This is a genomic window from Streptomyces sp. JLBJ103 (assembly GCF_058215575.1).
Map to the genome: position 1 here is coordinate 2,767,679 of NZ_CM177089.1, position 25,509 is coordinate 2,793,187.

Annotated in this window: 21 protein-coding genes and 1 pseudogene; 10 read left to right on the forward strand and 12 right to left on the reverse strand. The window is 69.3% G+C overall.

Annotation, left to right across the window (positions count from 1 at the left end; translation table 11 throughout):
• Nucleotides 1-165 precede the first annotated feature (165 nt).
• Nucleotides 166-474, forward strand: coding sequence for a DUF4326 domain-containing protein (locus AC4BEG_RS11810; RefSeq protein WP_490705839.1), 309 nt, complete (start codon nt 166-168; stop codon nt 472-474).
• A gap of 126 nt (nt 475-600) precedes the next feature.
• Complete coding sequence (putP, locus tag AC4BEG_RS11815) at nt 601-4,182, forward strand: sodium/proline symporter PutP (protein WP_490705840.1); 3,582 nt, start codon at nt 601-603, stop codon at nt 4,180-4,182.
• 133 nt (nt 4,183-4,315) lie between these two features.
• On the opposite strand, the gene AC4BEG_RS11820 is transcribed toward putP, so the two are convergent.
• Nucleotides 4,316-4,876, reverse strand: a complete 561-nt coding sequence (locus AC4BEG_RS11820) for a tetratricopeptide repeat protein (RefSeq protein WP_490705841.1) — start codon at nt 4,874-4,876, stop codon at nt 4,316-4,318.
• 651 nt (nt 4,877-5,527) lie between these two features.
• On the opposite strand from AC4BEG_RS11820, the gene AC4BEG_RS11825 reads away from it, so the two are divergent.
• The 3 genes from AC4BEG_RS11825 (at nt 5,528) to AC4BEG_RS11835 (ending at nt 9,395) form a co-directional block, all read left to right on the forward strand.
• Nucleotides 5,528-6,760, forward strand: a complete 1,233-nt coding sequence (locus AC4BEG_RS11825) for a PucR family transcriptional regulator (RefSeq protein ID WP_490705842.1) — start codon at nt 5,528-5,530, stop codon at nt 6,758-6,760.
• 94 nt (nt 6,761-6,854) lie between these two features.
• Nucleotides 6,855-7,877: an ornithine cyclodeaminase family protein gene (locus AC4BEG_RS11830; protein ID WP_490705843.1), complete on the forward strand. Its 1,023-nt coding sequence runs from the start codon at nt 6,855-6,857 to the stop codon at nt 7,875-7,877.
• 174 nt (nt 7,878-8,051) lie between these two features.
• Nucleotides 8,052-9,395: an MFS transporter gene (locus AC4BEG_RS11835; RefSeq protein WP_490705844.1), complete on the forward strand. Its 1,344-nt coding sequence runs from the start codon at nt 8,052-8,054 to the stop codon at nt 9,393-9,395.
• 318 nt (nt 9,396-9,713) lie between these two features.
• Here the strand turns inward: AC4BEG_RS11835 and AC4BEG_RS11840 are convergent, their stop codons facing one another.
• Nucleotides 9,714-11,141, reverse strand: a complete 1,428-nt coding sequence (locus tag AC4BEG_RS11840; protein ID WP_490705845.1) for an amino acid permease — start codon at nt 11,139-11,141, stop codon at nt 9,714-9,716.
• A gap of 143 nt (nt 11,142-11,284) precedes the next feature.
• On the reverse strand, nt 11,285-12,559 hold the full coding sequence (locus AC4BEG_RS11845) for an ArgE/DapE family deacylase (RefSeq protein ID WP_490705846.1): 1,275 nt from the start codon (nt 12,557-12,559) through the stop codon (nt 11,285-11,287).
• Between the two features lie 171 nt (nt 12,560-12,730).
• On the opposite strand from AC4BEG_RS11845, the gene AC4BEG_RS11850 reads away from it, so the two are divergent.
• On the forward strand, nt 12,731-13,168 hold the full coding sequence (locus AC4BEG_RS11850) for an Lrp/AsnC family transcriptional regulator (RefSeq protein WP_490705847.1): 438 nt from the start codon (nt 12,731-12,733) through the stop codon (nt 13,166-13,168).
• 13 nt (nt 13,169-13,181) lie between these two features.
• Here the strand turns inward: AC4BEG_RS11850 and AC4BEG_RS11855 are convergent, their stop codons facing one another.
• The gene (locus AC4BEG_RS11855; protein WP_490705848.1) at nt 13,182-14,129 is read right to left on the reverse strand and encodes a LysR family transcriptional regulator; all 948 of its coding nucleotides are present in this window, start codon (nt 14,127-14,129) and stop codon (nt 13,182-13,184) included.
• 102 nt (nt 14,130-14,231) lie between these two features.
• On the opposite strand from AC4BEG_RS11855, the gene AC4BEG_RS11860 reads away from it, so the two are divergent.
• Complete coding sequence (locus tag AC4BEG_RS11860) at nt 14,232-15,716, forward strand: aminotransferase class I/II-fold pyridoxal phosphate-dependent enzyme (RefSeq protein ID WP_490705849.1); 1,485 nt, start codon at nt 14,232-14,234, stop codon at nt 15,714-15,716.
• A gap of 326 nt (nt 15,717-16,042) precedes the next feature.
• Here the strand turns inward: AC4BEG_RS11860 and AC4BEG_RS11865 are convergent, their stop codons facing one another.
• Genes AC4BEG_RS11865 through AC4BEG_RS11880 form a run of 4 tightly spaced genes read right to left on the reverse strand, consistent with a single transcriptional unit; the run spans nt 16,043 to nt 18,557 of the window.
• Entirely contained in the window at nt 16,043-16,585 is a 543-nt protein-coding gene (locus AC4BEG_RS11865; RefSeq protein WP_490705850.1) for an NUDIX hydrolase, read from the reverse strand.
• 11 nt (nt 16,586-16,596) lie between these two features.
• Nucleotides 16,597-17,721 carry an adenosylhomocysteinase gene (locus tag AC4BEG_RS11870; RefSeq protein WP_490705851.1) on the reverse strand — a complete coding sequence of 375 codons (1,125 nt, stop codon included), beginning with the start codon at nt 17,719-17,721 and terminating at the stop codon, nt 16,597-16,599.
• On the reverse strand, nt 17,693-18,151 hold the full coding sequence (locus tag AC4BEG_RS11875) for a hypothetical protein (protein WP_490705852.1): 459 nt from the start codon (nt 18,149-18,151) through the stop codon (nt 17,693-17,695). Before AC4BEG_RS11875 ends, AC4BEG_RS11870 begins: the two co-directional genes overlap by 29 nt.
• Nucleotides 18,138-18,557 (reverse strand): hypothetical protein, encoded by a 420-nt coding sequence (locus tag AC4BEG_RS11880; RefSeq protein ID WP_490705853.1) that lies wholly within the window; start codon nt 18,555-18,557, stop codon nt 18,138-18,140. The genes AC4BEG_RS11875 and AC4BEG_RS11880 overlap by 14 nt, the downstream gene beginning before the upstream one ends.
• Nucleotides 18,558-18,677: 120 nt before the next feature.
• On the opposite strand from AC4BEG_RS11880, the gene AC4BEG_RS11885 reads away from it, so the two are divergent.
• Genes AC4BEG_RS11885 through AC4BEG_RS11895 form a run of 3 tightly spaced genes read left to right on the forward strand, consistent with a single transcriptional unit; the run spans nt 18,678 to nt 21,211 of the window.
• Nucleotides 18,678-19,760, forward strand: a complete 1,083-nt coding sequence (locus AC4BEG_RS11885) for a helix-turn-helix domain-containing protein (protein WP_490705854.1) — start codon at nt 18,678-18,680, stop codon at nt 19,758-19,760.
• Nucleotides 19,761-19,773: 13 nt separating this feature from the next.
• The gene (locus AC4BEG_RS11890; RefSeq protein WP_490705855.1) at nt 19,774-20,463 is read left to right on the forward strand and encodes a YdcF family protein; all 690 of its coding nucleotides are present in this window, start codon (nt 19,774-19,776) and stop codon (nt 20,461-20,463) included.
• A gap of 22 nt (nt 20,464-20,485) precedes the next feature.
• Nucleotides 20,486-21,211 (forward strand): WbqC family protein, encoded by a 726-nt coding sequence (locus AC4BEG_RS11895; protein ID WP_490705856.1) that lies wholly within the window; start codon nt 20,486-20,488, stop codon nt 21,209-21,211.
• 254 nt (nt 21,212-21,465) lie between these two features.
• Here the strand turns inward: AC4BEG_RS11895 and AC4BEG_RS11900 are convergent.
• The 4 genes and pseudogenes from AC4BEG_RS11900 to ychF form a co-directional block, all read right to left on the reverse strand.
• Nucleotides 21,466-21,886, reverse strand: a pseudogene (locus AC4BEG_RS11900) (PIN domain nuclease).
• The gene (locus AC4BEG_RS11905) at nt 21,883-22,134 is read right to left on the reverse strand and encodes a type II toxin-antitoxin system VapB family antitoxin (protein WP_490705857.1); all 252 of its coding nucleotides are present in this window, start codon (nt 22,132-22,134) and stop codon (nt 21,883-21,885) included. The pseudogene AC4BEG_RS11900 and the gene AC4BEG_RS11905 overlap by 4 nt, the downstream one beginning before the upstream one ends.
• Before the next feature lie 403 nt (nt 22,135-22,537).
• Complete coding sequence (locus AC4BEG_RS11910; protein ID WP_490705858.1) at nt 22,538-23,956, reverse strand: ATP-binding protein; 1,419 nt, start codon at nt 23,954-23,956, stop codon at nt 22,538-22,540.
• Nucleotides 23,957-24,394: 438 nt separating this feature from the next.
• Nucleotides 24,395-25,483 (reverse strand): redox-regulated ATPase YchF, encoded by a 1,089-nt coding sequence (gene ychF, locus AC4BEG_RS11915; RefSeq protein WP_490705859.1) that lies wholly within the window; start codon nt 25,481-25,483, stop codon nt 24,395-24,397.
• Between the last annotated feature and the right edge of the window lie 26 nt (nt 25,484-25,509).

The window sequence follows — 25,509 nt, forward strand, 5'->3', positions numbered from 1 at the left end:
GCGTCCCGATCACCTACGGTCCTGCACACGGGCCGGACGACCGCGACCACCGAGGCACGGGTCACCGGCGCCGCCGACGGCATGTGGTACGCACACGCCAGCACCACCTGCGCGATCATCGGCGGCCCCCCGAGCGGCTGACACCAGCGGGACGGAGCGAACGCCATGCCCAGGACGACCGTGGTCAACCTCAAGGGCCACCGCGACGACCCGGCCTACGCGGATGTGGTCTACGTCGGCCGGGCCATGCACCGCGGCGGCTGGCACCTCGACGCCTCCCCGCTCGCCAGCCCGTACCGCCCCGGCCCGGACGGCACCCGCGAGGAGGTCCTCGAGAAGTACCGCGCCCACCTCCTCGCCCGCCCCGGCCTCCTCGCCCTCCTCCCCGCCCTCCGCGGCCGCCGCCTGGGCTGCTGGTGCGCCCCGCTGCCGTGCCACGCGGAGATCATCGCGGAACTGGCTGACCAGGGCTGATCCCCCGGCACCTCCGCCTTCCGGGAAGCCATGACCGGCCCACTCCGGCCGAAATCCGGCATTCTGTTTGGTAGGGGTCCAGGCCGCAGCATGCCGACGGCTGCGGCCCTGGCGAGCGAGGGAAACATGTTCCAGTTGAGCGCGCCCATCGTGATCACGTTCGTGATCTATGTGGCTGCCATGATCGGCGTGGGTGTCTGGGCCTACACCCGCACCCACACCTTCGCCGACTTCGCCCTGGGCGGCCGTCGGCTCAGCGCGCTGGTCGCCGCCCTCTCCGCAGGGGCCAGTGACATGTCCGGCTGGCTGTTCCTGGCGCTCCCCGGAGCCGTGTACGCGGCCGGGCTCGGCGCCAGCTGGATCGCCATCGGTCTGGCGATCGGCACCTACCTCAACTGGCTCTTCGTCGCGCCCCGGCTGCGCACCTACACCGAGCGCGCCGGTAACGCCGTGAGCCTGTCGGCCTACCTGGAGGAGCGGTTCGAGGACCGCACCCGGCTGCTCCGGATCGTCTCGGCGGCCGTCACCATCGTGTTCTTCACCGTCTACATCGCCAGTGGTCTGGTGGCCGGGGGGTTGCTGTTCGAGCAGGTCTTCAACGTCAACTTCGCGCTCGCGGTGACCCTGACCGCCCTGGTGATCATGGTCTACTCGTGCCTCGGTGGTTTTCTCGCCGTGAGCCTGACCCACGTGGTGCAGGCCACGCTGATGTTCCTGGCGCTGGTTGTGCTCCCTGTGGTCGGTATCGCGGCGCTCGGGGGCTTCGGAGCGCTGGACGACGCCCTCAGGCACAAGACACCGAGCCTGGTCGACATGGGGGCAAAGGCCGGCTTCGCCGGCGGCCACTGGTCGGCAGGCGGGGCGCTCAGTGCCGTCTCCGTCATCTCGCTGCTCGCCTGGGGCCTGGGGTACTTCGGTCAGCCGCACATCCTGGCCCGCTTCATGGGTATCCGCAGCACCCGTGCCATTCCCGCGGCCCGGCGTATCGGAACAGGCTGGGTGCTTGTGGTGCTCGCGGGCGCCACGCTCGTCGGCCTGGTGGGAATCGGGCGGCTCCGCACACCGCTCGACAACCCGGAGACGGTGTTCATCGCGCTGAGCGAGACCCTGTTCAGTCCCTGGATCGCCGGGGCGATGCTGATCGCCATCCTGGCCGCGATCATGTCGACCGCGGACAGCCAGCTCATGGTGTCGTCCGTCGCCCTCACGGAGGACTTCTACCACGCGTTCCTCAGCCGACGGGCCGCGGACAAGGTGCTGGTGACGGTCGGCCGCTGCACCGTCGTGCTGGTGATCCTGGTCGCCTATGTGATCGCGCTCAAGGGCGGCGGGTTGCTGAACATCGTCGGCTATGCCTGGGCGGGCTTCGGAGCCGCCTTCGGGCCGGTCGTCCTCCTCTCCCTGTACTGGCCACGTATGACCTGGGCGGGAGCCATGGCCGGCATCGTTTCGGGCGCGGCCACGGTGCTTCTCTGGAAGAAGATCAATCCGCTGCTCGGCCCGCTTCAGTCGGGCATCTACGAGATGGTCCCGGGCGTGCTGGTCGCCACGGCCGCCGCGCTGATCTTCGGCAGATTCGTCGGCCGGGCACCGGAAACCGCCTTCTGGCGCCTGCCGGGAGGCGGGGTGAGCCAGCTGATGCTCGAGCCGTTTCTCGCCCACGCACCGGTCGGTGTGGCCATCCTGGACACGGATCTGCGCTACGTCTGGGTGAACAACGCACTGGGGCGACTGATCCCCCTCGAGCGACGGCTGGGGCGGCAGGTGAAGGAAGTGCTGCCGAGACTGGAAGCGGAGGCGTTCGAGGAGAAGATGCAGACGGTCCTGCGCACCGGGACTCCGGTGATGGACCACGAGTTCCGCGGCCCCAGTTACGCCGACCCCAACCGGGAGCGCGCCTACTCGGCCTCCTTCTTCGGTATGGAAGACCGCCACGGTCGGCACGTGGGCATCTGGTACATGGTCATCGACGTGACCGAGCGCTGGCGGGCCCAGGAACGCCTGGCCCTGCTGAACAACGCCGGTGCCCGTATCGGCAGCACGCTGGATGTGACGCTGACCGCGCAGGAACTGGCCGACGACGCCGTTCCGTCCCTCGCCGACTTCGTCGCCGTCGACCTGTTGGACTCGGTCATCAAAGGCGAGGAACCGGCCCCCGGACCGGTCGACACCACTCCCGTCATGCGCCGCGCGGGGCAGAAGTCGGTGCGTGAGGGCTGTCCGGAGGCAAGTCTGGCCGTGGGTGAGGCGGTCCAGCGCTCCCCCTCGTCGCCCGTGGCCCGCTGCCTGCTGGAGGGCAGGACCTTGGTGGAACCGATCCTGGACCCCTCGCGCAGTGCGTGGGTGGCCGAAGACCCGTCACAGGCCGCCGTGATCCGTGAGTTCAAGTTCCGCTCGATCATGGTGGTACCGGTGCAGGCTCGCGGTATCTCCCTGGGCGCGGCGACATTCGTCCGGTCCCGGCGGCTGGGTCCCTTCGAAGAGGACGATGTGCGTCTCGCCGAGGAAATCGTCTCGCGTGCGGCGGTGTGCGTCGACAACGCGCGCCGCTTCACCCGCGAGCGCACCGCGGCCCGTTCGATGCAGAGCAGCCTGCTGCCGCAAGAGCTGACACCGGGATCCGCTCTGGAGGTGGCGTCGTGGTACTTCCCGGCGGACGCGCCCAGCGGTGTGGGGGGTGACTGGTTCGATGTGATTCCGCTCTCCGGGGCCCGGGTCGCACTGGTCGTCGGAGACGTGGTCGGACATGGCATCGATGCCGCGGCGACCATGGGGCGGCTGCGCACGGCCGTGCGCACGCTCGCCAATCTGGATCTGCCCCCCGATGAACTGCTGGCCCACCTGGACGACCTGGTCATCGGCCTCATGGAGGCGCCCGGCGGAGATGAGCCCTCGGCGGCTGGGAACGAGCGCGTGGGCGCCGCGTTCATGGGGGCCACCTGCCTGTACGCCGTGTACGACCCGGTCGGCGGGCAGTGCACACTGGCGCGGGCCGGTCACCTCCCGCCCGTGATCGTCGGCCCGGACGGCGCCGTCGACTTCCTGGAACTGCCCGCCGGACCACCGCTCGGCCTCGGGGCTCTGCCCTTCGAGTCCGTCGAGCTGGAGCTTGCCGAGGGCAGCCTGATCGCGCTCTACACCGACGGCCTCGTCGAAACCTACGACCGGGACATCGGCGTGGGACTCGACCGGTTGAGCAATGCCCTCACGGTACCCAGGCCGACCCTGCGGGAGACCGGCGACGACGTGGTCAACGCCCTGCTGACCGGTCTGCCGTCCGACGACGTCGCCCTGCTCCTCGCCCGGACCCACGTCCTGGGCTCGAACCAGGTCGCCTCCTGGGACCTGCCCGTCGACCCGGCCGCCGTCGCGCATGCCCGCAACGTCGCCGGCCGGCAGCTGTCGGAGTGGGGCATGGAGGATCTGACGTTCACCATGGAGCTGATCGTCAGCGAACTGGTCACCAACGCCATCCGCCATGCGACCGGACCGATCGAACTGCGCCTGATCCGGGACCGCACCCTGATCTGCGAGGTCTCCGACGCCAGCAGCACCTCGCCGCGCCTGCGCCACGCCCGGACCACGGACGAGGGAGGGCGAGGGCTGCTGATCGTCGCACAGCTCACCGGACGATGGGGCACTCGCTACACCAAGACCGGCAAGATCATCTGGACCGAACTGCCCCTTCCCGCCGCCATGGTGACGTGATGCCAGGACATCCGGCGCCGATCCGGCACGAAACCGCTGACCGGCGCTGTTGCCCGGTCCGCCTCGCGAGCCGGACCGGGCAACAGCTTCACATGGGGCGCACCGGCCCAGCCGGCCGAGGTGCCGGCACCCATCAGATGCCTGACGTTCTGGGCCGCACCGAACAGTCTGGCGGCCTGTGTGTGGCGTCCGACCGTCGCCTCGGCCCAGGCCAGCACTTCCAGGCACTGGGTGACGGCGAGCATATGGTGGGTGGGCCGCTCGATACGCAGCCCTTCCCGCAGCAGGTGGTCGCGCCGTCGGCGTCGCCGGACAGCCATCGGTGGAGTCCCAGGAGCCACAGCGCGAACGGGCGGGACCAGCGCGCGTCATGGGCGTCGCAGAGGGCCAGACACTCCTCCCCCAGCACCGAGGAGCGGGGATCCCCGGACAGACAGCAGGAAAGGGCCAGCAGGAACAGATCGGTCCACTCCGCACCGCGGTCGCCGCCCGCACGGTGGAGGACGAGCGCCTGCTCCACATGCTCGATGGCCTGGAGGTGGTCGTCCTCGAAGATTGCCACCAGGCCGGCGAACTGCACGGCCTGGGCCATGACCTCGGGATCGCCCAACTCCTCGGCCAGGGCCTGGCATTCGGCCAGTCGGCTCCGCCCGACGGCGATCTCGCCGCGCAGATAGGCCAGCCAGCCGTCCACCCACAGGGCCTTCGCCCTGGCAGGCGTGGGACCTGACCGTGCCAGCGCACGCCCCAGTCCAGCGGAGCCAGGTCCACCAACCACGCACCGTCGGAGAAGGTCCGGCACACATCAGAGGCGACCCGCAGGGCCAGGCGCGTCTTGCCGAGACCGCCGGCACCCGTCAGCGTCAGCAGCCTGGCTTCGGTGAGCAACCGCCGCACCTCGCGCACTTCGCTGCGGCGTCCGACGAAACTCTTCAGCTCCGCCGGAAGATTGCCCTCCGGTACCCCCGAACGCGCCATGCTTCAAGCCCTTTGCTCTGGAGGGGGCCGCCCGTCGGCGGTGGTCTTCCCCCTCGTCTCGCGGTGCCACCGGAGCCGCCCGGATGCCCACCGGACGCGATCGGTAAGACGGAAGCTAACCGCGGAAAGCGACGGAAGCCGTGCACGCTCATAACGGATTCGGAACGACTCACATGCCGTCCGCGTCGGCCGGGGCAGAATGCGGCTGCTCGCACGGGCTTCGACGCCGTTGGCGGTGGCCCGTTCGACGCACGACGGGACACGGTGCGCGACCTCGCGCTACGGAACGTGTTCACGCGCGGCCGGGAGCCGTCCGCAGGGGCTATGTTGCAACTGTGTACGACGTTCATCCATAGCGGGAGTCCCAGTGGTCCTGCCCTACATCGATGCGATCCAGCGGCTGGTCGACTCGCTCGCCGCCCGCATCCAGCATTCGGTCGCCGTGGACGACGGGCGCGGCAGCCTCATCGTGTGCAGCCGCCATTACGGGGACGAGGATCAGCTCCGTATCGACGTGGTGCTGTCCCGGCGGCTGCCGGCCCCCGTCGCCGAGTACCTCAACAGCTTCGGCATCGCCGCTTCTGAGACACCCCAGTCGATTCCCGCCAGGCCGTCTCTCGGGCTCAAGGACCGGCGGTGCTATCCGATTCGTGATCATGGGCGGCTGCTCGGTTATCTGTGGCTGATCGACGCGCACGCAGAGCGCTTCGATGAGGTGGTGGGCGACTGCGTGGTCCAGTTGTCGGCGCGGCTTCGGGAGCGGTCGCTCCAGGTGACCGAGGAGGAGCAGCTGCGCCGGGCTTTGGTGACCGACCTGCTGCACGGGGGTGAGGGCTCCGCTCGCGCCGCGGCGGACCTGGTCGACCAGGGGCTGGTCGGTGCGGAGGACGAGGTCGTGGTCATCGTGGCCGGGGCGGGCACGGACCCCGAGGCGGTCGCCGCCGTGATCGCGGACGCCACCAGTCGGGGTGGCCGCGACGAGCCATCGGTCCGGGCGCTCGCCGCCGCGGTGGGGGATCGCGGCGTGGTCCTCGTCGCCGGCCGACACGGGGTGGAGCGGGAAGCGGCATGGTTGGCCGAGGCGGTGCGGCGGGGTGTGCCGCAGCGGGATGCGGAAGGTGGCGGCGTCTTCGTCGGTCTGAGCAACACCGGCCGTCTCGACGAGGCTCATGGTCTGTTGCGTCAGGCCGTGCTGGCGGCGTTCGCCGCTGCCGAACTGCCGGAGCTGGCACCGGTCGTCTCCTGGCGGGACACCGGTGTCTACGGCCCGCTCATGCTCGCCGCGACGACATCTCCCGAGCTGGTGGTACCGCAGCAGATCGCCGATCTCAGCACCGGTGCGCGCACCGACTCCCTGGCCCACACCGCCGAGGTGTTCCTGGATGCCGCGGGGGACACCGCGGCCTCGTCCGAGCAACTGATGATCCACCGGACGACGCTCTACTACCGGCTGGCCCAGGTCGAGAACAAGACCGGGTGGGACCTGAAGAACGGCCGCCACCGGTTGACCCTGCATCTGGGGCTGAAGATGCAGCGCCTCCTCAACAGCGACATCCCGGCTTTGCTACGGGGAGAGGAAGAGCACCGGGGAAGTTCCTGACCCGTGACGATGTCGGCGGGGACCGGCCGGACGGAGACTTCGCGGAACCCGGAAGATGGCCCCGGGTGAGGACCGACCGTGAAGGAACCCTCACATGACCTTCCCCACTGACCGACAGCGCGTCGCGGACCAGCTGAAGCTCGGCTCGGAGCTGCTCTACCTCTCCCGCCAGGACGTCGAACAGCTTGGGCTGACGCGGGACGCCATTTTGGAGCTGACCCGACAGGCCCTGGTCGAGCACGGTCACCGCCGCTACGAGATGCCGGCCAAGATCGGTGTCCACCCGTACGACAACGTCTTCTACCACGCCATGCCGGCCTACTTGCCGGGGCCGGGGATCGTGGGCGCGAAGTGGATCGAGTGCTACCCGGACAACCCGCGCACCTTCGGTCTTCCGCAGACCACCGGGCTGCTGGTGCTCAATGACGTGGAATCCGGTGTGCCGCTGGCTGTCATGGACTCGGCGTGGCTGACCGCGATGCGTACCCCGGCGGTGACGGTTCTGGCCGCCGCGGCACTGCACCCCGGCGCCACCACGTTCGGGATGTTCGGCTGCGGTGTGCAGGGAATCGAGCATGTCCGCTACGCGGTCCTGGCGATGCCCAAGCTGGAGACCATCTACGTCTACGACACCAACGAGGCCGCCGCGGACGCCCTGATCGCGAAGCTGCAACCCGAACTGGGCGTGCGGATCGCCAAGGGCGAGTCGCCCGAGGCGGTCACCAAGAGCGCGGAGGTGCTGAGCTCGGCGACGGTCATCCTGCGAGAGCCGCTCGCGGTGGTGAAGGACGAGTGGGTCACCGCGGGGCAGACGATCCTCCCGTGCGACCTGAACACCTTCTGGGATCCCCGCACTTCGCGACGGGCTGACAAGTACATCGTCGACAGCGTCGAGGAGCACGAGCTGTTCGCGTCGATGGGGTACTTCCCCGACGGCCTGCCCGAGGTGGCTGCCGAAACCGGCGAGGTGCTGGCCGGTGTGAAGCCCGGCCGTGAGAACGCCGACGAGATCATCGTCAACAGCAACATCGGCATGGCCGTCTGCGACATCGCGGTGGGTCACGCGATCATGCACCGCGCGCTCGAGCACGGTGCCGGGGTGCGACTCCCCCTCTGACCTCCAGGTGGGCGGGCGGCGGCGGTGGCCGGGGCCGTGGGCCTGAGCACCTGCCCCGTTCAGGGCCCGCACGAGACACCGCCGAAGCACCGACACCCCCGTACCCCCGCCTTCCCCGCCTCCCCCGCCCCACCGAGCCGGCTCGCGCCGCGCGGGCCAGCACAGGAGATTCCCATGACCGCATCAAGCGTCCTGGACGACGCCCCACTGAGCAGATTCCACAAGAGACTCGCCCTGTACTCCTCCGGAGGCCCCTTCCTCGACGGCTACGTCCTGAGCATCGTCGGCGTCGCCCTGGTGCAACTGGGGCCGCAGATGGATCTCTCCGACACCGCCCAGGGCCTGATCGGCGCTTCCGCCCTCATAGGCATCTTCTGCGGTGCCTTCCTCGGCGGATACCTGACCGACAAGTTCGGCAGGCAGGTGCTGTACACCATCGACCTCATCGCCATCATCGGATGTTCCATCGCGCAGTTCTGGGCCTCCGATCCGGTGTGGCTGTTCGTCCTGCGCCTGCTGATCGGCATGGCCGTGGGCGCCGACTACCCGATCGCCACCTCACTGCTGGCCGAGTTCACCCCGCGCCGCTACCGGGGACCGCTCCTCGGCGGCCTGATGGTGATGTGGTTCGTCGGCGCGGCGACCGCCTATGTCGTCGGCGAGGCCCTGCTGTCCGTCGACGACACCGGCTGGCGGTGGATGCTCGCCAGCGCCGCGCTGCCCGCCACCGTCATCGTGCTGCTGCGGCTGGGCACCCCCGAGTCGCCGCGCTGGCTGGCCAAGAAGGGACGCGTCGACGAGGCCAACGCCGTCATGCGCAAGGTGTTCGGCAGCGAGGCCAGCATCTCGGACCTCCCCGAAGAAGAAACCGAGACCGCCGGTCTGACGCTGCTGTGGCGGTCCGGCTACGTCGGACGCATGCTGTTCGTCAGTGCCTTCTGGACCTGCTCGATCGTGCCGCTCTTCGCGGTGTACGCCTTCGGGCCACGTATCCTCGGCGCGCTCAACCTCAACGGCAGCCTGGCCAACATCGGTTCGGCCCTGATCACGGTCTTCTTCGTGGTCGGCTGTGTACTCGCCATGGTGGTCATCAACCGCATGGGCCGGCGTGCCCTGATCATCCACAGTTTCGCCTGGTCCGGCCTGGCACTCCTGCTGCTCGGCCTGTTCCCCTCCGCCCCTGCCCCCGTGATCATGACCTTGTTCGCCGCCTACGCCGTCCTCATCGGAGGCACCCAGAACCTCCAGTGGATCTACCCCAACGAGCTGTTCCCCACCGAGATCCGGGGAACCGCCGTCGGCCTCGCCTCGTCACTGAGCCGGATCGGCGCGGCGGTCGGTACGTATCTCGTCCCGCTCGCCCTCACCTCGTGGGGAATCGGCACGACGATGCTCGTCGCGGCGGCCATCACGCTCTTCGGGGCCGTCATCTCGATACGGTGGGCCCCGGAGACCCGTGGCCTGGCCCTCCATGAATCCGCCGCCCTGAACAAGCCGGCCACCGTCAAGGTCGGATAGCGCCCACGGGTACCACCCGGCGCGGCGCGCTCCCTGCCGGAACGAAGAGGGCCTCTGTCCGTCACTGCGGGCAGAGGCCCTCTGAACTCTGGTGGAAACCACGGGCGAGGGACACCCCGCGGCAGATCGTCGCCAACCGCGTGGGCAGTGAACACCTCGGTGCCGGCTGTACCGGCGGCGGCAGCAGTCCGCCTGTGCCCCGGAGCCAGAAGTCTGCTGATCTCTGCCGCGGGACACCAAGCAATCGCACCGCGGCTGTTCTGGAATGAGTACGTCACCCAACGGCGTGGCTCGCCGGGCATCGGGAAGTGCCCCGCCTTAGGGGCGGGTGGCGGCCGACCGCGCGGTGCGCCGCTTGGTGGCCTGGTAGCCGATGGCGAGGATCGTGAACCACACGGCCCATACGTACAGTCCGAGGCGGGTGTCGCTGGAGGTGGCCATCAGGACCACCACGAAGACGAGGGCCGCGAGGGCGACCCAGTTGGTGACCGGGGCACCGGGCATCCGGAAGTCGGCCGTGGGCAGGAGTCCGGCGCGTGCCTTGGACCGGTAGCGCAGATGCGCGATGAGGATCATGGCCCAGGTCCACAGACCGGCGCAGGCGCTGACCGAGGTGACGTAGACGAACGCCTTGTCCGGGGAGACGACGTTCACGATGACGCCGAGGCCCATGACGAGAGCGGACAGCACCAGTGCGGGCAGCGGGAGATGGCGGCTGCTGAGGTTCTTCATGGCGCTCGGGGCCTCACCGTTGACGGCCAGTCCGCGGACCATCCGGCCGGCGGAGTAGATACCGGAGTTGCAGGAGGACAGGGCGGCGGTGAGAACGACGAAGTTCATGATCCCGGCGGCTCCGGGGATGCCGACCTGGGCGAGGACCTGGACGAAGGGGCTGACTCCGGGGGTGTACTCGGTCCAGCTGAGGACGGAGAGCAGGACGATCAGCGCGCCGACGTAGAAGACCGCGATACGGACCGGAAGGGTGTTGATCGCCTTGCGGAGCGTCTCCTTGGGGTTCTCCGCCTCACCGGCGGTGAGGCCGATGAGCTCGATGCCCAGGTACGCGAAGACGACACCCTGCATGGCGGCCATGGTCTGCCAGGCACCGTGCGGCGCGAAGCCGCCGTCGGCCCACAGATGCTGGACCGAGGCGCCCTGTCCGAGGGAGGAGAAGCCGAAGGTCAGCACGCCGACGCCGATCACGATCAGGGCGGTGATCGCCACGACCTTGATGGTGGCGAACCAGAACTCCAGCTCGCCGAAGAGCTTGACGGAGACCAGGTTCGCGACGAAGAGCACGACCAGGGCGACCGCGGCCGTGGCCCAGACCGGGACGGCGGGCCACCAGTAGGCGATGTAGTGGCCGGCCGCGGTCACCTCGCCCATGCACGCGGCGACCCATGCGGCCCAGTACGACCAGCCGGTGACAAAGCCCGCGAACGGGCCGCAGAACTCGCGCGCGTAGTCCGCGAAACTGCCCGACGTGGGGCGGTAGGTGAGGAGTTCCCCCAGCGCCCGCATGACGAAGAAGATGACGATGCCCGCGGCGGCGTAACACGCCACCAGGCTCGGCCCGACCGCGGCGATGCCCGTGCTGGAACCGTAGAAGAGCCCGGTGCCGATCGCGCCTCCGATGGCCATCATCTGGATCTGGCGGGCACTGAGTCCCCGCTGGTAGCCCTCGTCGGGCGTCGCTGTGCCAACGTCGCCGCCGACACGAGGTGGTGCGGTCTTCGCTGAGGTCATGATGGTGCCTTTCGCTCCACGGCTCGATGCTCCAGGTGCCGGTCCCGCTCCGTGTGGCCGACGTGTCCGGCCCGTCGTGCGGCCACCGTCCCGCCCGAGGGAGGTGGCCCGAACGCCCGCTCCGGGCAGGCGTCTTGTGCGTCCTACGCGGTGCCGACGGTGCGCAGTACCGCGAGGACGAGGGTGCGGGTCACCGCGACGATCTCGGGGAGGGAGATCTGCTCCCGGGGGCTGTGCGCCAGGCGCACATCGCCGGGACCGAATTGGAGGGTCGGGATGTCCGCGGCGGCGTACAGCCTCAGGTCGCTTCCGTAGGGCGCGCCGCGCTCGCGCAGCCGCGGCCCGCCGACGGCGTCGGCGTGTGCGTCCCGGACCAGAGCCGTGAGCGGATGGCCGCTCGGCAGCCGACCGCTGGCGAACCGGCCGCCGGGCCAGCTCACGGTCGCCGGATGAGCGCGCAGCCACGGATCGTCCGCGCACGCCTGGGCCACACAGGTCTCGAAGTCGGCGACGGCCGCGGCCGGATCCTCACCGAGCCGGACGCCCAGCCTGCCCTCGGCGACCAGGCAGTCCGGCACGCTGCTCGCCCAGTCACCCGCGCGGAGCGTACCGACGGAGAGCGCGTACGGAATCCTGGACTCCGCCATCAGCGGGTCGATGTCCGTGTTGCGCCGGGTTTCCAGACGGGCCAGTGCCTGGTGGATGGGCAGGTACGTATCGATGGCGCTGACGCCCGCGTCGCGGGTACTCGCGTGCGTGGCCCGGCCCGGAACCTCGATACGGAAGGTCAGCGCGCCGGCGTTCGCGGTCACCAGCGTGCCGCTGGTCGGTTCGGTGATGATGCAGGCGTCACCGGTGTGTCCGCGCTGGAGGGTGGCGAAGGCGCCGAGCCCGCCGTCCTCTTCACCGACCACGCAGTGGGCGGCCACCCGGCCGCGCAGCCTGGCCCCGCTCGCGCGGATCGCCGCCAGGGCGGCCAGGTTGGCCACCAGCCCGGCCTTCATATCGCAGGCGCCACGGGCGTGGACGACGTTCCCGGCCACTCGCGGGACAAAGGGGTCGCCCTCCCACGCCCGAAGGTCGCCGGGCGGCACCACATCGACATGCCCCTGAAGGATCATCGTGGGTCCATCGCCGCCATCCGACGTGGTCGCCACCAGCCCCCACCCTTCCTCGCGCGGCGCCTCGGTCCCGGGAAAGCCGGGATGCGCACGCAGCGTGGGCAGGTCCATGGACCACAGATCGACGTCCAGACCGAGTCGGCCCAGATGTTTTGCCAGGCGGTGCTGTAGGTCGGACTCGGCGGCGCTCCCGGTCACGCTGGGGATCGCGAGCAGTTCCAGGAGCATCCGGGCGATCGCGGCCTCGTCGATCGCCTCCAGAGCGGCGGACTCCTCGGGCTTGAGCGCTGCGGCCATGGGGTCACTCCCGTCATCGGGGCCAAGCGGATGGCTCCGGATGCTATGTTCAGGCGATCAGCGCAATCAATTGCCAAATCTTGTCTTCTGAATTCGATTTCTTGCTTACTTCCAGCCGCTGCGGAGTTTTCTTGCACGCGCAGTGGCTGCCCCTCCCGTGGAGGTAGCGGCGTGGACGCCATCGACGAAGAGATCATCCGTTGCGTTCTACGGAACGCCCGGAGCACCTACGCCGAGATCGGTGAGGCGGCCGGGCTCTCCGCGCCGGCGGCCAAACGGCGGCTCGACCGGCTCATTGCCAACGGGGCCATTCGCGGGTTCACCGCGCTCATCGACACCCAGGCGCTGGGCTGGCGGACCGAGGCGTTCGTCGAGGTGTACTGCAAGGGCCATCCCACCCCCGCCGAACTGCACCAGGCCCTGGAGGAGATCCCGGAAGTCGTCGAAGCCTGCACCGTCTCCGGTGCGGCAGACGCGATGCTGCACATGCTCGCCCGGGACATCGCACACCTGGAACAGGCCATTCAGCGGGTCCGTGAGGTCCCCGTCATCGACCGCACCGAGAGTGTGATCGTGCTGTCCCGGCTGTTCAACAGGCCCCGGCTGTGAGCTGCCCGCACGCTCAGCGCGGAGCGACGCCCGGTGGCGTGAGCCCCGGCCCGCGGCGCTCGGCCTGGATCCGTTCGGCTTCCTTCCGCAGCTCGGCCAGCAGTTCGCCGGCGCTGCCCACCGTGGTGGTGCGCAGCACGGCGACACCGATCTGCCGGGCCAGCGCCCGGCCGTCGATCGGGCGGACCGCGATGTCGTCCCGGGGGCTGCCCAGCCCCAGGCCGGGGACGAGGGCGACACCCAGCCCCGCGGCGACAAAGCCCTGGAGCACTCCGTAGTCGTCGGTGCGCATCACCCGCACCGGCTCGAACCCCTCCTGGGCGCAGGCCCAGGAGAGCAGGCGGTCGCACGGGTCCCAGTCGGTGGTGCCCATGATCCAGCCGTCCTCGCGCAGCGCGGTCAGCGGGACGCTTTCCCTTTGGGCTTGCGGGTGGTCGGCGGGCAGCACGAGCATCAGGGGGTCCTCGAGCAGGGGGTGGACGATGAAGTCCTCCTCCAGATCGAGGCGGTCACCCGGCTGGGAGAAGACCAGGGCGAGGTGCAGCTCCCGGGAGCGGAGCCCGGTGAGCAGGGTGGGGAGCTCTCCCTCCCGCAGCGTGACATGGACTCCCTGGCGGTGGAGCCTGCGGACCGCCGGAGGGAGCAGCAGGGCACCGGCCGTGGGGAAGGTGCCGACGCGCAGGGTCGCGGTGCCGCGCCGCACCATGCCGCGCACCTCCTGCTCAGCGAGCCGGACGCGTTCCAGAACCGCCTCGGCGTGCGGCAGCAGCGCCTCCCCGACCTCGGTGAGCGCGGCCCCGCGGGAGCTCCGGTGGAACAGCGGGGCGCCGAAGTGGGATTCGAGGGTGGCGAGGTGGTACGTGACCGTCGGCTGGGTGTAGCGCAGCACGCGTGCGGCGCCGGCGAGGGAGCCTTCGCGGGCGATGGCACGCAGGACCTGGAAATGGCGCAGCTCCAGCATGAGCATCCCCTCGGTCTCGGTCAGGGTCTATAGAAGAACTCTGGAGCCATCCATATAAACAGAGGGTTCCTCTAAGGGCCCACCCTTGTGACGCTGCTCCACGTGACCCACCGAACCACGCTCGCCGCCCAGCACACCGCCCCCTACGCCGAGGCCGTCCGGGCCTACGCCGGCCAGGACTGGCTGCGGCTGAACGTCCCCGGCCACTCCGCCGACCCCAGCCGCTTCGGTCCGCTGGCGCGGCTGGTCGGTGACGCGCCGCTGCGCATGGACGTGCCACCACTGCTGGCGGGCATCGACCTCGGCACCGCCAGCCCGATGACCCAGGCACTCGATCTCGCCGCGCAGGCGTGGGGCGCGCGCAGGACCTGGTTCCTCACCAACGGCGCCTCCCAGGGAAACCGGATGGCGACCCTGGTCACCCGGTCGCTCGGCGACACGCTGATCGTGCAGCGCAGCGTCCACTCCAGCGTCATCGACGGCCTGGTGCTCTCCGGCCAGAAGGCCGCCTTCGTGCACCCGTCGGTCGACGCCGACCTGGGCATCGCGCACGGGGTGGCCCCGGCGGACCTCGCCCGGACCCTCGCCGCCCACCCGGAGGGGGCTGCCGCCTACGTGGTGACGCCGAGCTACTTCGGTGCGGTCGCCGACGTACGCGCCCTGGCCGACGTGGCGCACGCCGCCGGGATCCCGCTCATCGTCGACGAGGCATGGGGATCGCATTTCGGCTTCCACCCCGGCCTCCCCGCGAACGCCCTCGCGCAGGGAGCCGACATCGTCATCTCCAGCACGCACAAACTGGCCGGCAGCCTCACCCAGTCCGCGATGCTGCACCTCGGCGAGGGGCCGTTCGCCGACACCCTGGAGCCACTGATCCACCGGGTCTTCCACCTGACCCAGTCCACCAGCGCCAGCGCGCTGCTGCTGACCTCCCTCGACATGGCCCGCCAGGCCCTGGTGACCGGCAAGGACCGGATCGGCGCCTCGCTGGACACGGCAGCCGAGATACGCTCCCAGGTCCGCTCCGCCGACCGGTTCCGCCTGGTCAACGACGACTTCGAGCGCTTCCCCGACGTCGTGGACGCCGATCCGCTGCGGGTTCCGGTCAACACCCGGGTCGGCGGGATCTCCGGCCACGAGGCCCGGCGCCGTCTGATGCACGACCACCGCATCATGGTGGAGGTCGCCACCGACTCGGCGATCGTCGCCGTGATCGGCGCGGGCGCGGAGCCGGACACCGACCGCTTCCTCCAGGCCCTGCACGCACTCCCGGCCCCCCTCGGCGAACAGGCTCCGCCAAGCCGCCTACGACTGCCCGCCCCCGGCCCGGTCGCCCTGACCACCCGCACCGCGTTCCTCGCACCCAGCCGCAGCGTCCCGGCCCACGAGGCCATCGGACGGATATCCGCCGACACGCTCGCCGCGTACCCACCCGGTATCCCCAATGTCCTGCCGGGCGAGGTCATCACCGCCGAACTCGTCGACTTCTTCCACCACACCGCGGCCGTCCCCAACGGCCACGTACGGGGCGCCGCCGACCCGGCCGTGACGACGTTGAGGGTCGTGGACGGACCCGCTGGTGCGTGAGGCATCCGCGGCGAACGACAGCGGGTCCGACCCCGCGGGAGGTCGACCCCGTTCGGCGTGATCGCTACGGCGATGCCGGGAAGCGACGGGCCGGGGACTGGCGTCGCCCGGTGCCCGCCATCGGGCGATGTCTCTCTGGCCCAAGGGAGTCAGCCGCTCGTACCGACCAAACCAGTGCCTACGGCGATCTGCTCTCGGCCGACGATGATTTGAACCCCGGCGAACGAGCACCCCGACTCGCCGGGGAGGGCGCGAGTCGGGGCGTTCGCATTACGAGGCTGCCGGGGCGCGCGCAGGGGATCGCAGCGCCGCTGCGGTCTGTCTGGTCAGCGCAGGGCCTGCATGACGCGGCTGCGCAGCGTCTCCTCCGCGAGAGTCTCGGCGTCGCGCCACGCGGCGGCCGTGACCTCCTCGGTCTGGAGCTCGCCGACATCGGCCGAGGTCCGGAAGAGGAACCGGAAGTCGACGTGCTGGTGCTCCGGCTCCCCCTTGGCATCGTTCGCCGGGATGGGGTGCACGTCGATGTGGAGCGGGCGCAGCACTGCCGGGACGACGACGGACGCGGGGATGCCGGTCTCCTCGGTGAGCTCGCGCTGCGCCGCGTCGACGAGCCGGGCGTCATCGGCCTCGAGGTGCCCGCCGGGCAGCAACCAGCGGTCGAGGGCCAGATGCCGGATGTGGAGCACGCGGCCGGCGGGGTCGGCGAGGATCGCACCCGCCGTGGCGTGTCCTCGGAATTCCTTCCGCGAGGTGAGGTCGGCCCCAGCGTCGAGAAGGTCGAGGATGAGTGCCAGCGTCCCCTTCTCGTCGGGGTGAGCGTCGAGGTAGTCGTCGACGGTCTCACGGATGTGCTCGGCCGTGATGGGCACGGGCAGGTCTCCTATCGGTTGAAGTAGTCGAGCCACGTCGCCGCGATGGCGGCGCGGTCGGTCGGGCTGATCTCGTGCATGTCGGGGTCCAGCTCGCCGCGGGCGAGCATGGCGGAAGCCGCGAGTATCTCGGCCTGCACGAGGAAGATGAACGGTCCCACGCTCGCCCCGTGCAGGAAGTTGACGGCGTTACCGCCGTTGAGCAGGTAGAAGTAATGGCCGGTCGTCAGGTACCGGGTGACGTGCTCGCCGATGTGGGCGCGCTCGTAGATGTCCGGCAGGCCGTTGAGCTCGAGCTCGTCCTCGCTGCTGGTCACGGTCGCCACGTACGCGCCGTTACGCAGCTGCGGGAAGTCCTCGCCGCGCAGCGCCAGCGAACCGGTAGCGCACAGTACGAGCCCGGCGTCCTTGAGACCGCTCGTGCGATCACGAGCCACCGTGAAGCCCTGCGAGAGGGCCTGTGTGCGGCGCACGGGGTCGATGTCGTAGACGGTCACTCGTACGCCCTTGGCGTGCAACAGGCGGGCGATGGAGCTGCCCAGCTTGCCAAAGCCGATCACGAGCGCGGTACGGCCGTGCAGGATGTCGCCGCGGCTGCGCATCAGAGCCTCGGTGGAGAACACCACGGACTGCCCGACGAGGAAGTCCTCGGGGCCCTTGAGCGGCGAGCGGGCGACGGAGACGACCGGGCAGGGCAGCTTGTCGCGCTCGGCGTACCGCTTGTGCCCGTTCTCGGTGTCCTCGACCACGCCCAGGATGCGACCCGAGAAGCGATCGCACAGCGCGTCGAGGGCCGGAGCGAAGTACCCGCCGACGTCGAGCAGCACGACCGGGCGGCCGACGGCGCGCGCCTCGACGTACAGCACGGCGCGTTCGGGGTCGGCGAACATCTCGCGCGTCAGCCTGTCGCACGCGTGCCCGTCGGCCTCGACCTGGCGCCGCGCCTCGGCCTGTACCGACTTCGGCTTGGGCAGTACGGCCCGCAGGTCGGTCACGCTCGCCACGCCCCGCACGAACGCCGGGCGCTCCGGCAACAGGTGCGTGATCAGGAACGATGCGGGGCGTTCCTGGGGAGCGAAGCGCGTGGCGATGCACCCGAAGTAGGCATCAAGACGGGCACGTTCGAAGGTTTCCATTCTGCCTCTCCTCCCTTGCAACGATCAGGCGTTGCGCTGAGTCGATCTGTGGTTGCTCGAGGGCGCGGCGCAGCGTCTCGGGGGCGGTGAGCCTCTCGTCGTCGGGCAGCTCGCACCATCCGCCGAACCACTCGCCGCAGCGGTACGGGTTCGGGGCGACGAGCCATGAGCCCTTGGACAGCAGCCGCACCGGCAGGCCGTCCCACGCGCCTCGGCTCCCGGTCGGAACGGCGAAGTAGAGGAGCTCGCCCGGACGGTCGTATAGCACCGGGCCGAGCCGTTCCTCGGCCGTTCTGAGCCGTGCGAGCGCGAGGAATCCGGCATCGGCGGACACCCGTACGACGTCCCACCCGTGGCCAATGGCGAGCAGGTGCACACCAGGGACATCCTCGACGAGCGGTGCGGCGCGCAGCGCATCACGCAGGGACATCAGGCGCCCCTTTCCACGGGGCCACAGGGCCGGGGTCGACGGTGCGCAGATCGCCGTGCCTCGGCTTGGCGGAGCGGACCACGATCAGGCGCGCATTCGTCTGGGCTATCTGCCGTTCGCGCTCCGCAGCGATGCGTTTGGGCCCGAGGTGGCTACAAGCGGGCATGACGACGCCGTACGTGTCCGGCAGCGCGAGGACGTCGAGCAACCCCACGAAAGCCGCCGACCGTACCTCGGCGACCCTTCCCCACTCAGTGAAGAGGCCGCACAGCGTCAGCTCGTGCTGTCGGCAGTATTCGACGAGGGAGTTGGTAAGGGCAGCGTGCCGGGCCTCGCTGCTCGTACGACGCAAGTAGCCATACGCATGGGGGCCGTTCACCGGTCGTCGCTCTGTGATCTGTTCCATGGCTCGAGCGTCGTGGCGGACCAACGGCCTCGAAATGACCGGGCGTTGCACTTCCGTTGCACTTCCGGCTCGCGGCCACCACGCAGCGTGCTTCCATACGTGACAAGAGGGAGGCAGCCCGTGATCAGCGTGCAGCAGTGGACCGGCCGCGAAGCGAGCGCCCTGCGCGCTGCGCTCCGGATGAGTACGCGCGCATTCGCTGAGCACCTGGGCGTCGCTCTGCGCACCGTGGCGAAGTGGGAGAAGCTCAGTGCGGACACCGTTCCCCGACCGGATACGCAGGCCATCCTCGATACCGCGCTCGCACGTGCTGACACGTTGGCGCGAGGCCGTTTCAATGCGCTGCTCTCCGGTTCCGCGGACGGCCGGGCAGAGCACAGCCCAGTTCGCCCAGCGGACTATGAGACATGGGCGGAGGACCTCGACCGCGCCATCGTGTGTCTGAGCCGTCAGGACTTCTCGTTCGCCTCACATCTGTTGAACCGGTGGCTCGGCAGCCACAACCCGCGTGCGCTCGACGACAAAGGCCTGTACCTCTACGGCCGGTCGCTCGTCATCCTCGGCGACCTGCAACGCGACCAGGGCGCGACCCTCGGCCCCATCTCGGCGCACCACTCGTACAACACCGGACGCGAGCTGTTCGTCGAGTTCGACATCCCACGCCGTGTCGCGCAGATCGAGCTGTCGCTCGCCGTGGTCGACGAGATGTCCGGGAAGCTCGAGACGTCTGCCCGACAGTACGAGCGGCTGGCCACCGACGAGCGGCTGAGCGGGCGCGACCGCGCCCGAGCCCGGCTGTGGGTGGGCACGGCGCTCAGCAAGAACGGCAACAACGACTACGCGGCCGAGGTGATGACGGCCGCCACCCACGCTTTCGAGGATCTCGCGGAACCCGAGGACTGGTCTGTCGCTCACCAGAAGATCGCCCTCGCCTACCGCGGGGCCGGCGACCTTACGCGAGCACTCCAGTACATCGACATCGCACGTTCTACCGGTACGGTCGACTCTCCCATGCAGCATGTGCGTCTGGACACCGCACACGGACACATCCTTCTGTCCGACCCCGCCACCCGGGATGATGGGCTTTCCGTCCTCGACGACGCGGCGCAGGTGGCGAGGCAGTACGGGCTGAGCCACCAGCTTCGCAGTATCGAGGGCATCCGACGGTCCTGCGATGGCCCGTCGGCTGTCCTATCGAGGTAGGAGGCCAGCGAGGATGAACCAGGGAGTATCAGTGCCGGACCGCGAGCAGCACGAGATCACCGATGCGCAATGGCACGACGCCAAGCTGATTTGGCTCTACCACCAGATGGGGCACGCGCCGCGCCCCTGCTCGGCAGCGATCTGCCTCGGCAGCCACGATCTCGGAGCCGCGACGTTCGCGGCCAAGCAGTACCACGCCGGTCTGTTCCCGGTGCTCGTGTTCAGCGGCGGCAACAGTCCGACCACGGCAGCCCTCTACCCTCGCGGCGAGGCCGTGCACTTCCGTGAGCACGCGCTCGACCTGGGCGTACCCGACGACGCGATCCTCCTCGAGCCCAACGCCGGCAACACCGGGCAGAACATCACGTTCTCTCGTGAGGTCCTGCGTGGGGCTGGCGTCGAGGTCGAGTCCGTGATGCTGATCGCCATGCCGTACATGGAGAGGCGCGCCTATGCGACATGCCGCAAGGTGTGGCCCGAGGTCGAGGCCGTGTGTGCGTCCGATCCGCTGGACTTCGCCGATTACGTGAAGAGCATCGGCAACGAGAAGTTGGTCATCGACACGATGGTCGGCGACCTGCAACGAGTGATCGAGTACCCGAAGTTGGGCTTCGCCATCGAGCAGGAAGTACCCGATGATGTCCATGCCGCCTACGAGCGCCTCTTGCGCGCCGGATTCGACACCCGACTCCTCAAATCCTGAGCCGCCTGCACTACCGGGCGCGGTGTGCGCCATCCATCAGCCGAACCTGTTCCCGCGGCTGTCCACCCTGGCGAAGCTGTACGCGGCCGACCGGTGGATCGTCCTCGACGACGTGCAGTTCGCGCGAAGGGACTACCAGCACCGCGCCCGACTGGCCAGCTTGAGAGAGCCCCGCGCCCGACAGTGGCTGTCGCTGTCCACGCACCTCCCCCGAGGACGCTCGACCTTGATCCTCGAGGCGCGCCTCGCCGAGCCCCACAGATGCCGGCGCCGGGTTGCCGAGCTCGTCCGCCAGCACTACGGCCGTAGCCACCACTGGCACGCCGTACAGGAGGCCCTCGAGCCCGTTCTCGACCGCTTCGGGACCACGGACCATACAGCGGACATCACCGAGGCTTCCGCCCTCGCCCTGTTGTCGTCGTTGGGCTGGCCCGGCGAGGTCCTGCGCAGCAGCGCCCTACCGGCCCGCGACGGGCGCTCGCAGCGCCTCGCCGATCTCGCCGCGGCGACGGGCAGCACGGTCTACCTCTGCGGCACGGGTGGAATGCGCTACCTCGAGGTCGAGCCGTTCGCAGAACACCGCATCACCGTTGTGCCCTTCCGCATGCCCGCCGTTGCCCCGGTCTGGCAGTTCGCCCGCGAAGTCAGTGCGCTGTGGGCGCTCGCATCCATCGGGCCGAGCAGCCTTGCTGAGGCCCTGTGCAGCGTGGCCTCAGCACAGCAAGGCGCAGCCGAGCCGCACACATAGGGCCAGCCGCTATGACGCAGCGGTAGAAACGAACAGCGGAGGCAGGAGCGACTGCGGCCAATCGCCCCCCTGCCCTCAGAGGAAAGCTCCGGCAACTCAGCATGCTGCAAGATGGCCTCGAAGCTCTGGCCTGAGTTTCAGCCGCAGCACCCGCACCACGCCGTTGAGCAGATCCGCGACGATCCGGCCGACGACGAGCAGGCCCTGTCCTCACCCGTCGAGGCATGCGCTGGCACGGCATGCGCGCTCCCGGCTCAGTCGGCGGTGCCGGGCTCCACGACCCACTCGGCTTGCAGCTCGCTCACCGAGGCAATCATGTCGAAGTCGCCGTCTCAGTGCAGGACCATGGCCCGATGCCGCTCGGCGGTTGCCGCGATGAGGACGTCGGCCAGCGACAGCGCCCGGTGAAAGCCAGCGTTCGGGGCCAGGGCCTGGATCTCGAGCGAGTGCCCGCTCGAACTCCTCGTCATTGCAGGGCAGGTAGTCGAAACCGCGGAGCAGGGTACGCAGTCGCAGCGCCTCGGGCTTTCCGCGCGCCGAGTACAGAACCTCGTACTCGGTCGGGGCGCACACCGCGAGGAGCCCGTCGCGGTCCAGAGCGTCCCGCCGCGCCCGCACAGCCGGCTTGCCCCGGCGGGCCAGCGCGGACTTGTCGATGAGGTAGCGCCCCTTCACGCCGCCGAGGCCCCGCCTTCACGCTTGAGCGAGCCGTCCAGATTCCGCGGCCCCGTCTGCGACCGGATCTCCGCGAACGCGTCCTCGAACTCACCCTCGTCAATGGCATCGAACAGCTCCCGGCGCAGCCGCAGCCTCACCCCCTCCCCCATGGCCGCCCGCACTGCGGCAGCCTTCGTCTTCACCCCGTACACCCGCATCGCCTTCTCGACGATCTCCTCGTCCAGATCAATCACAGTCCTGGCCATCAGTTCCCTCCATAGCCCGACGACGCAGTAACGATAGATACCGGGTGTCTTTCGACGCGGCATCCGAGGGCGCCTCGATCAGGGGTGGGAGCACGACGCCGGAGATCGATCACCAGCCGGAGCGTTCAATTTCCAGTTCGAACGCCACACCCGGGCGGTTGCAGATCCACTTCGGCCCCGGAACCACAAAGAAGGCGTGGGGAGGCCCTTCGCCCGACTTCGCTCTCATCCCATCCCAGCACGATCCCAGCACGGGATTCGCGACAAAATACGAGAGGGCTCGGGATCGCCAACGCTACACAACAGCGGTAAGCAGGGGGCCGAGGTTCGAGGGACTTCTCCGCGACGTCTGTTCAGCCTGACCGCGCTCCCCAACTCCCGTGCCGCGCCTGCCATCCGCTACTCACAGCGGCCAAGCGGTCAGCAAATCGCCGGGGTCGTAGGTGGCATCGAGGCCCGGGCAGTCGACTCCGCTGCGCGAGACCGCCATGACTGGAACGGGTTCGCCAGTGAGGGCGGCCCGGTGTCGGTGGAGAGCTGCCAGGTCATGCCGGTCGAAGGGGGACTGCTCCAACCACTTGATGGAGCCGACGAAGAGCAGCTCCTTGGCAATAGGGGCGCGGTCCGCCCCGACGATGTCGATTTCGACGTCGTTGGTGCGGGTCCAGTAGCCGCCCACTGCGGGGGCCGCGGGCAGCCCGTCATCGGGCAGTATCCGCGCCAGGGCCTCGCGGACAAGGGGCTCGACGGCTCGGCCACGCCAGCTGGTCCAGTTCTCCCTGATCCGCGCCAACGTCAGATCGCCCCGCCCTCGCTCGATCTCCTCCATGGACGGGCCGAGCAGGTGCAGCCAAAACCGCAGATAGGGATCTGTCACTCGGTAGCGGCGATCCTTCGACGGACGCAGCGACACGGGCAGTTCCGCGGCGACGATCCGCTTGTCCGTGAGCAACTCCAGCGCTCGCTGCAGGGGCGTGGCCCCGATACCGCCGGCCGCACGGGCGATGTTGGTAAAGGTTCGCTCGCCACTGCCGATGGCCGCCAGCACCGTACGCGCCTGAGCCTGCGGAGGGAACTCGGCAGCCAGCGAGCGCTCGGCCGACACCAGCAGGGCCGAGACCGGGTCACTCAGCGCCTCGCCCAGGAAGTCCCAAAGCCCCGCGCCCCGCGGCCACTCCGCACAGATCAGCGGCAACCCGCCGGTGACCAGCGCGGCGTCGAAGGCTTCCGCCGGATCCAGCCCGAGCATCTGCCCCACCTCGGCGGGATTGAGCGGTCCCAGCACCATCTCCCGGCCGCGCTGATGGAAGGGTCGTCCGTAGCTGTTCAGTGCCTCCATCATCGACAGATCGGAGCCGATGAGGACCAGCAGCACTGGCTTGGTTTCCAGCACCCGATCCCAGGCCCGCTGCAGCATCCCCTCAAAGGCGCCATCGCTATCCATCAAGTACGGCACTTCGTCGATGACCAGCACGCTCGCCCGGTCGGCGGGCAGCGCCGCGGCCAGCACATCGAACGCGGCATCCCAGCTCTCCGGCCGCGCGGCGGCCACCAGCCCCGCCAACGGCAGCGTCGATGCTTGGGCGTCCCGGGCCAGCCGTGCCAGATCATCCCTGGGGGACGCGCCGGTCGCGGCGTAGAACAAGAAGGGCGCTCCGGAGCGCTCCGCAAACCGCTCGACCAGTCGCGACTTGCCCACCCGGCGCCGCCCACGCAGCATCACGCACCGACCGGGCCGCTCCCCGCCAACCCCTGCCGCCACCTTCTGCAGCTCTCGCTCCAGCGTTGCCAGCTCCTGCCGACGGCCTACAAAGTCCACCATGCCTGCCAACCTCCACCCGATACTAACATCAATGTTAGCAACATTGATGTTAGTGCGGCTGTTGCAGACGGGATGCGTCGAGGCCGTCGCGCCGGGCGGGCGAGGTGCGGACGACGGCCGCGTCCGGACACAACGACGACGAGACCTGCGGCCCAGCCCCGGGTGACGGGCTGATCGCGTCCTCCGCCAAGCATCCCAAGGGAGGGGGCTGGTCCGTGCGCTCCCTGCTGCCAGGCACTGGACAGTGCGCGACCCGGCACCGGCGTCCCCATAACATCCCAGCACGGTAGGGATGACCAGGGATGATGACAGGTGGCGAGGGGGCAGCCATCCCAGCACCATCCCGGCGGGGAAATGACCAGGGGCCCGACCCTGAAGAGCCGGACCCCTTCTGACCTGCATGTTTGCCAGATCAGCGACGTGGTGATGCGTCAGCCACTACACATTGAAGCGGAACTCCACCACGTCCCCGTCCCGCATCACATAGTCCTTGCCCTCCATACGCGCCTTGCCCGCCGCGCGGGCGTCGGCGACGGAGCCGGTCTCGACCAGTTCGTCGAAGGAGATGACCTCGGCCTTGATGAAGCCCTTCTGGAAGTCGGTGTGGATCACACCGGCGGCCTCCGGGGCCGTGGCGCCCTTCTTGATGGTCCAGGCGCGGGACTCCTTGGGGCCTGCCGTGAGGTAGGTCTGGAGGCCCAGGGTGTCGAAGCCGACGCGGGCGAGGGTGGCCAGGCCCGGCTCGTCCTGGCCGACGGACTGGAGGAGCTCCAGGGCCTCGTCGTCGTCGAGCTCGGCGAGGTCGGCTTCCAGCTTGGCGTTGAGGAAGATCGCCTCGGCCGGGGCGACCAGGGCACGCTGCTCGGCCTTGAAGGAGTCGTCGGTCAGCTCGTCCTCGTCGACGTTGAAGACGTAGAGGAAGGGCTTGGTGGTCAGCAGGTGCAGCTCGTGGAGGAGGGCGGCGCGCTCGCTGCCCTGGACGATGCCCTCGGAGAAGAGGGTGCGGCCGTCCTCGAGTATGGCCTTGGCCTCCTCGACCGCCTTGACCTGCGCCTGCTTGTCCTTCTGTATCCGGGACTCCTTGACCAGGCGGGGCAGCACCTTCTCGATGGTCTGGAGATCGGCGAGGATCAGCTCGGTGTTGATCGTCTCGATATCGCTCTTGGGCGAGATCTTGCCGTCGACATGGACGACGTTCTCGTCCTTGAAGGCGCGGATGACCTGGCAGATCGCATCGGACTCACGGATGTTCGCCAGGAACTTGTTGCCCAGGCCCTCGCCCTCCGAGGCGCCCTTCACAATCCCGGCGATGTCGACGAAGTCGACGGTGGCGGGCAGTTTGCGGGCGGAGCCGAAGAGCTCGGCGAGCTTGTCGAGCCGGGGGTCCGGGACGCCGACGACACCGACGTTGGGCTCGATGGTGGCGAACGGGTAGTTGGCCGCGAGCACGTCGTTCTTGGTCAGGGCGTTGAACAGGGTCGACTTGCCGACATTGGGCAGACCGACGATTCCGATCGTGAGCGACACGTTGGCGACTTCCCGTAGCTTCCCGT

Bases quoted from the DNA above. Each gene is read 5' to 3' on its own strand.
- AC4BEG_RS11875 (WP_490705852.1), bottom strand. From the start codon at position 18,151: ATGTCCCTGCGTGATGCGCTGCGCGCCGCACCGCTCGTCGAGGATGTC.
- AC4BEG_RS11810 (WP_490705839.1), top strand. From the start codon at position 166: ATGCCCAGGACGACCGTGGTCAACCTCAAGGGCCACCGCGACGACCCG.
- AC4BEG_RS11830 (WP_490705843.1), top strand. From the start codon at position 6,855: ATGACCTTCCCCACTGACCGACAGCGCGTCGCGGACCAGCTGAAGCTC.
- AC4BEG_RS11835 (WP_490705844.1), top strand. From the start codon at position 8,052: ATGACCGCATCAAGCGTCCTGGACGACGCCCCACTGAGCAGATTCCAC.
- AC4BEG_RS11905 (WP_490705857.1), bottom strand. From the start codon at position 22,134: ATGGCCAGGACTGTGATTGATCTGGACGAGGAGATCGTCGAGAAGGCG.
- AC4BEG_RS11845 (WP_490705846.1), bottom strand. From the start codon at position 12,559: ATGGCCGCAGCGCTCAAGCCCGAGGAGTCCGCCGCTCTGGAGGCGATC.
- AC4BEG_RS11855 (WP_490705848.1), bottom strand. From the start codon at position 14,129: ATGCTGGAGCTGCGCCATTTCCAGGTCCTGCGTGCCATCGCCCGCGAA.
- AC4BEG_RS11870 (WP_490705851.1), bottom strand. From the start codon at position 17,721: ATGGAAACCTTCGAACGTGCCCGTCTTGATGCCTACTTCGGGTGCATC.
- AC4BEG_RS11880 (WP_490705853.1), bottom strand. From the start codon at position 18,557: ATGGAACAGATCACAGAGCGACGACCGGTGAACGGCCCCCATGCGTAT.
- AC4BEG_RS11890 (WP_490705855.1), top strand. From the start codon at position 19,774: ATGAACCAGGGAGTATCAGTGCCGGACCGCGAGCAGCACGAGATCACC.
- AC4BEG_RS11910 (WP_490705858.1), bottom strand. From the start codon at position 23,956: ATGGTGGACTTTGTAGGCCGTCGGCAGGAGCTGGCAACGCTGGAGCGA.
- AC4BEG_RS11840 (WP_490705845.1), bottom strand. From the start codon at position 11,141: ATGACCTCAGCGAAGACCGCACCACCTCGTGTCGGCGGCGACGTTGGC.
- putP (WP_490705840.1), top strand. From the start codon at position 601: ATGTTCCAGTTGAGCGCGCCCATCGTGATCACGTTCGTGATCTATGTG.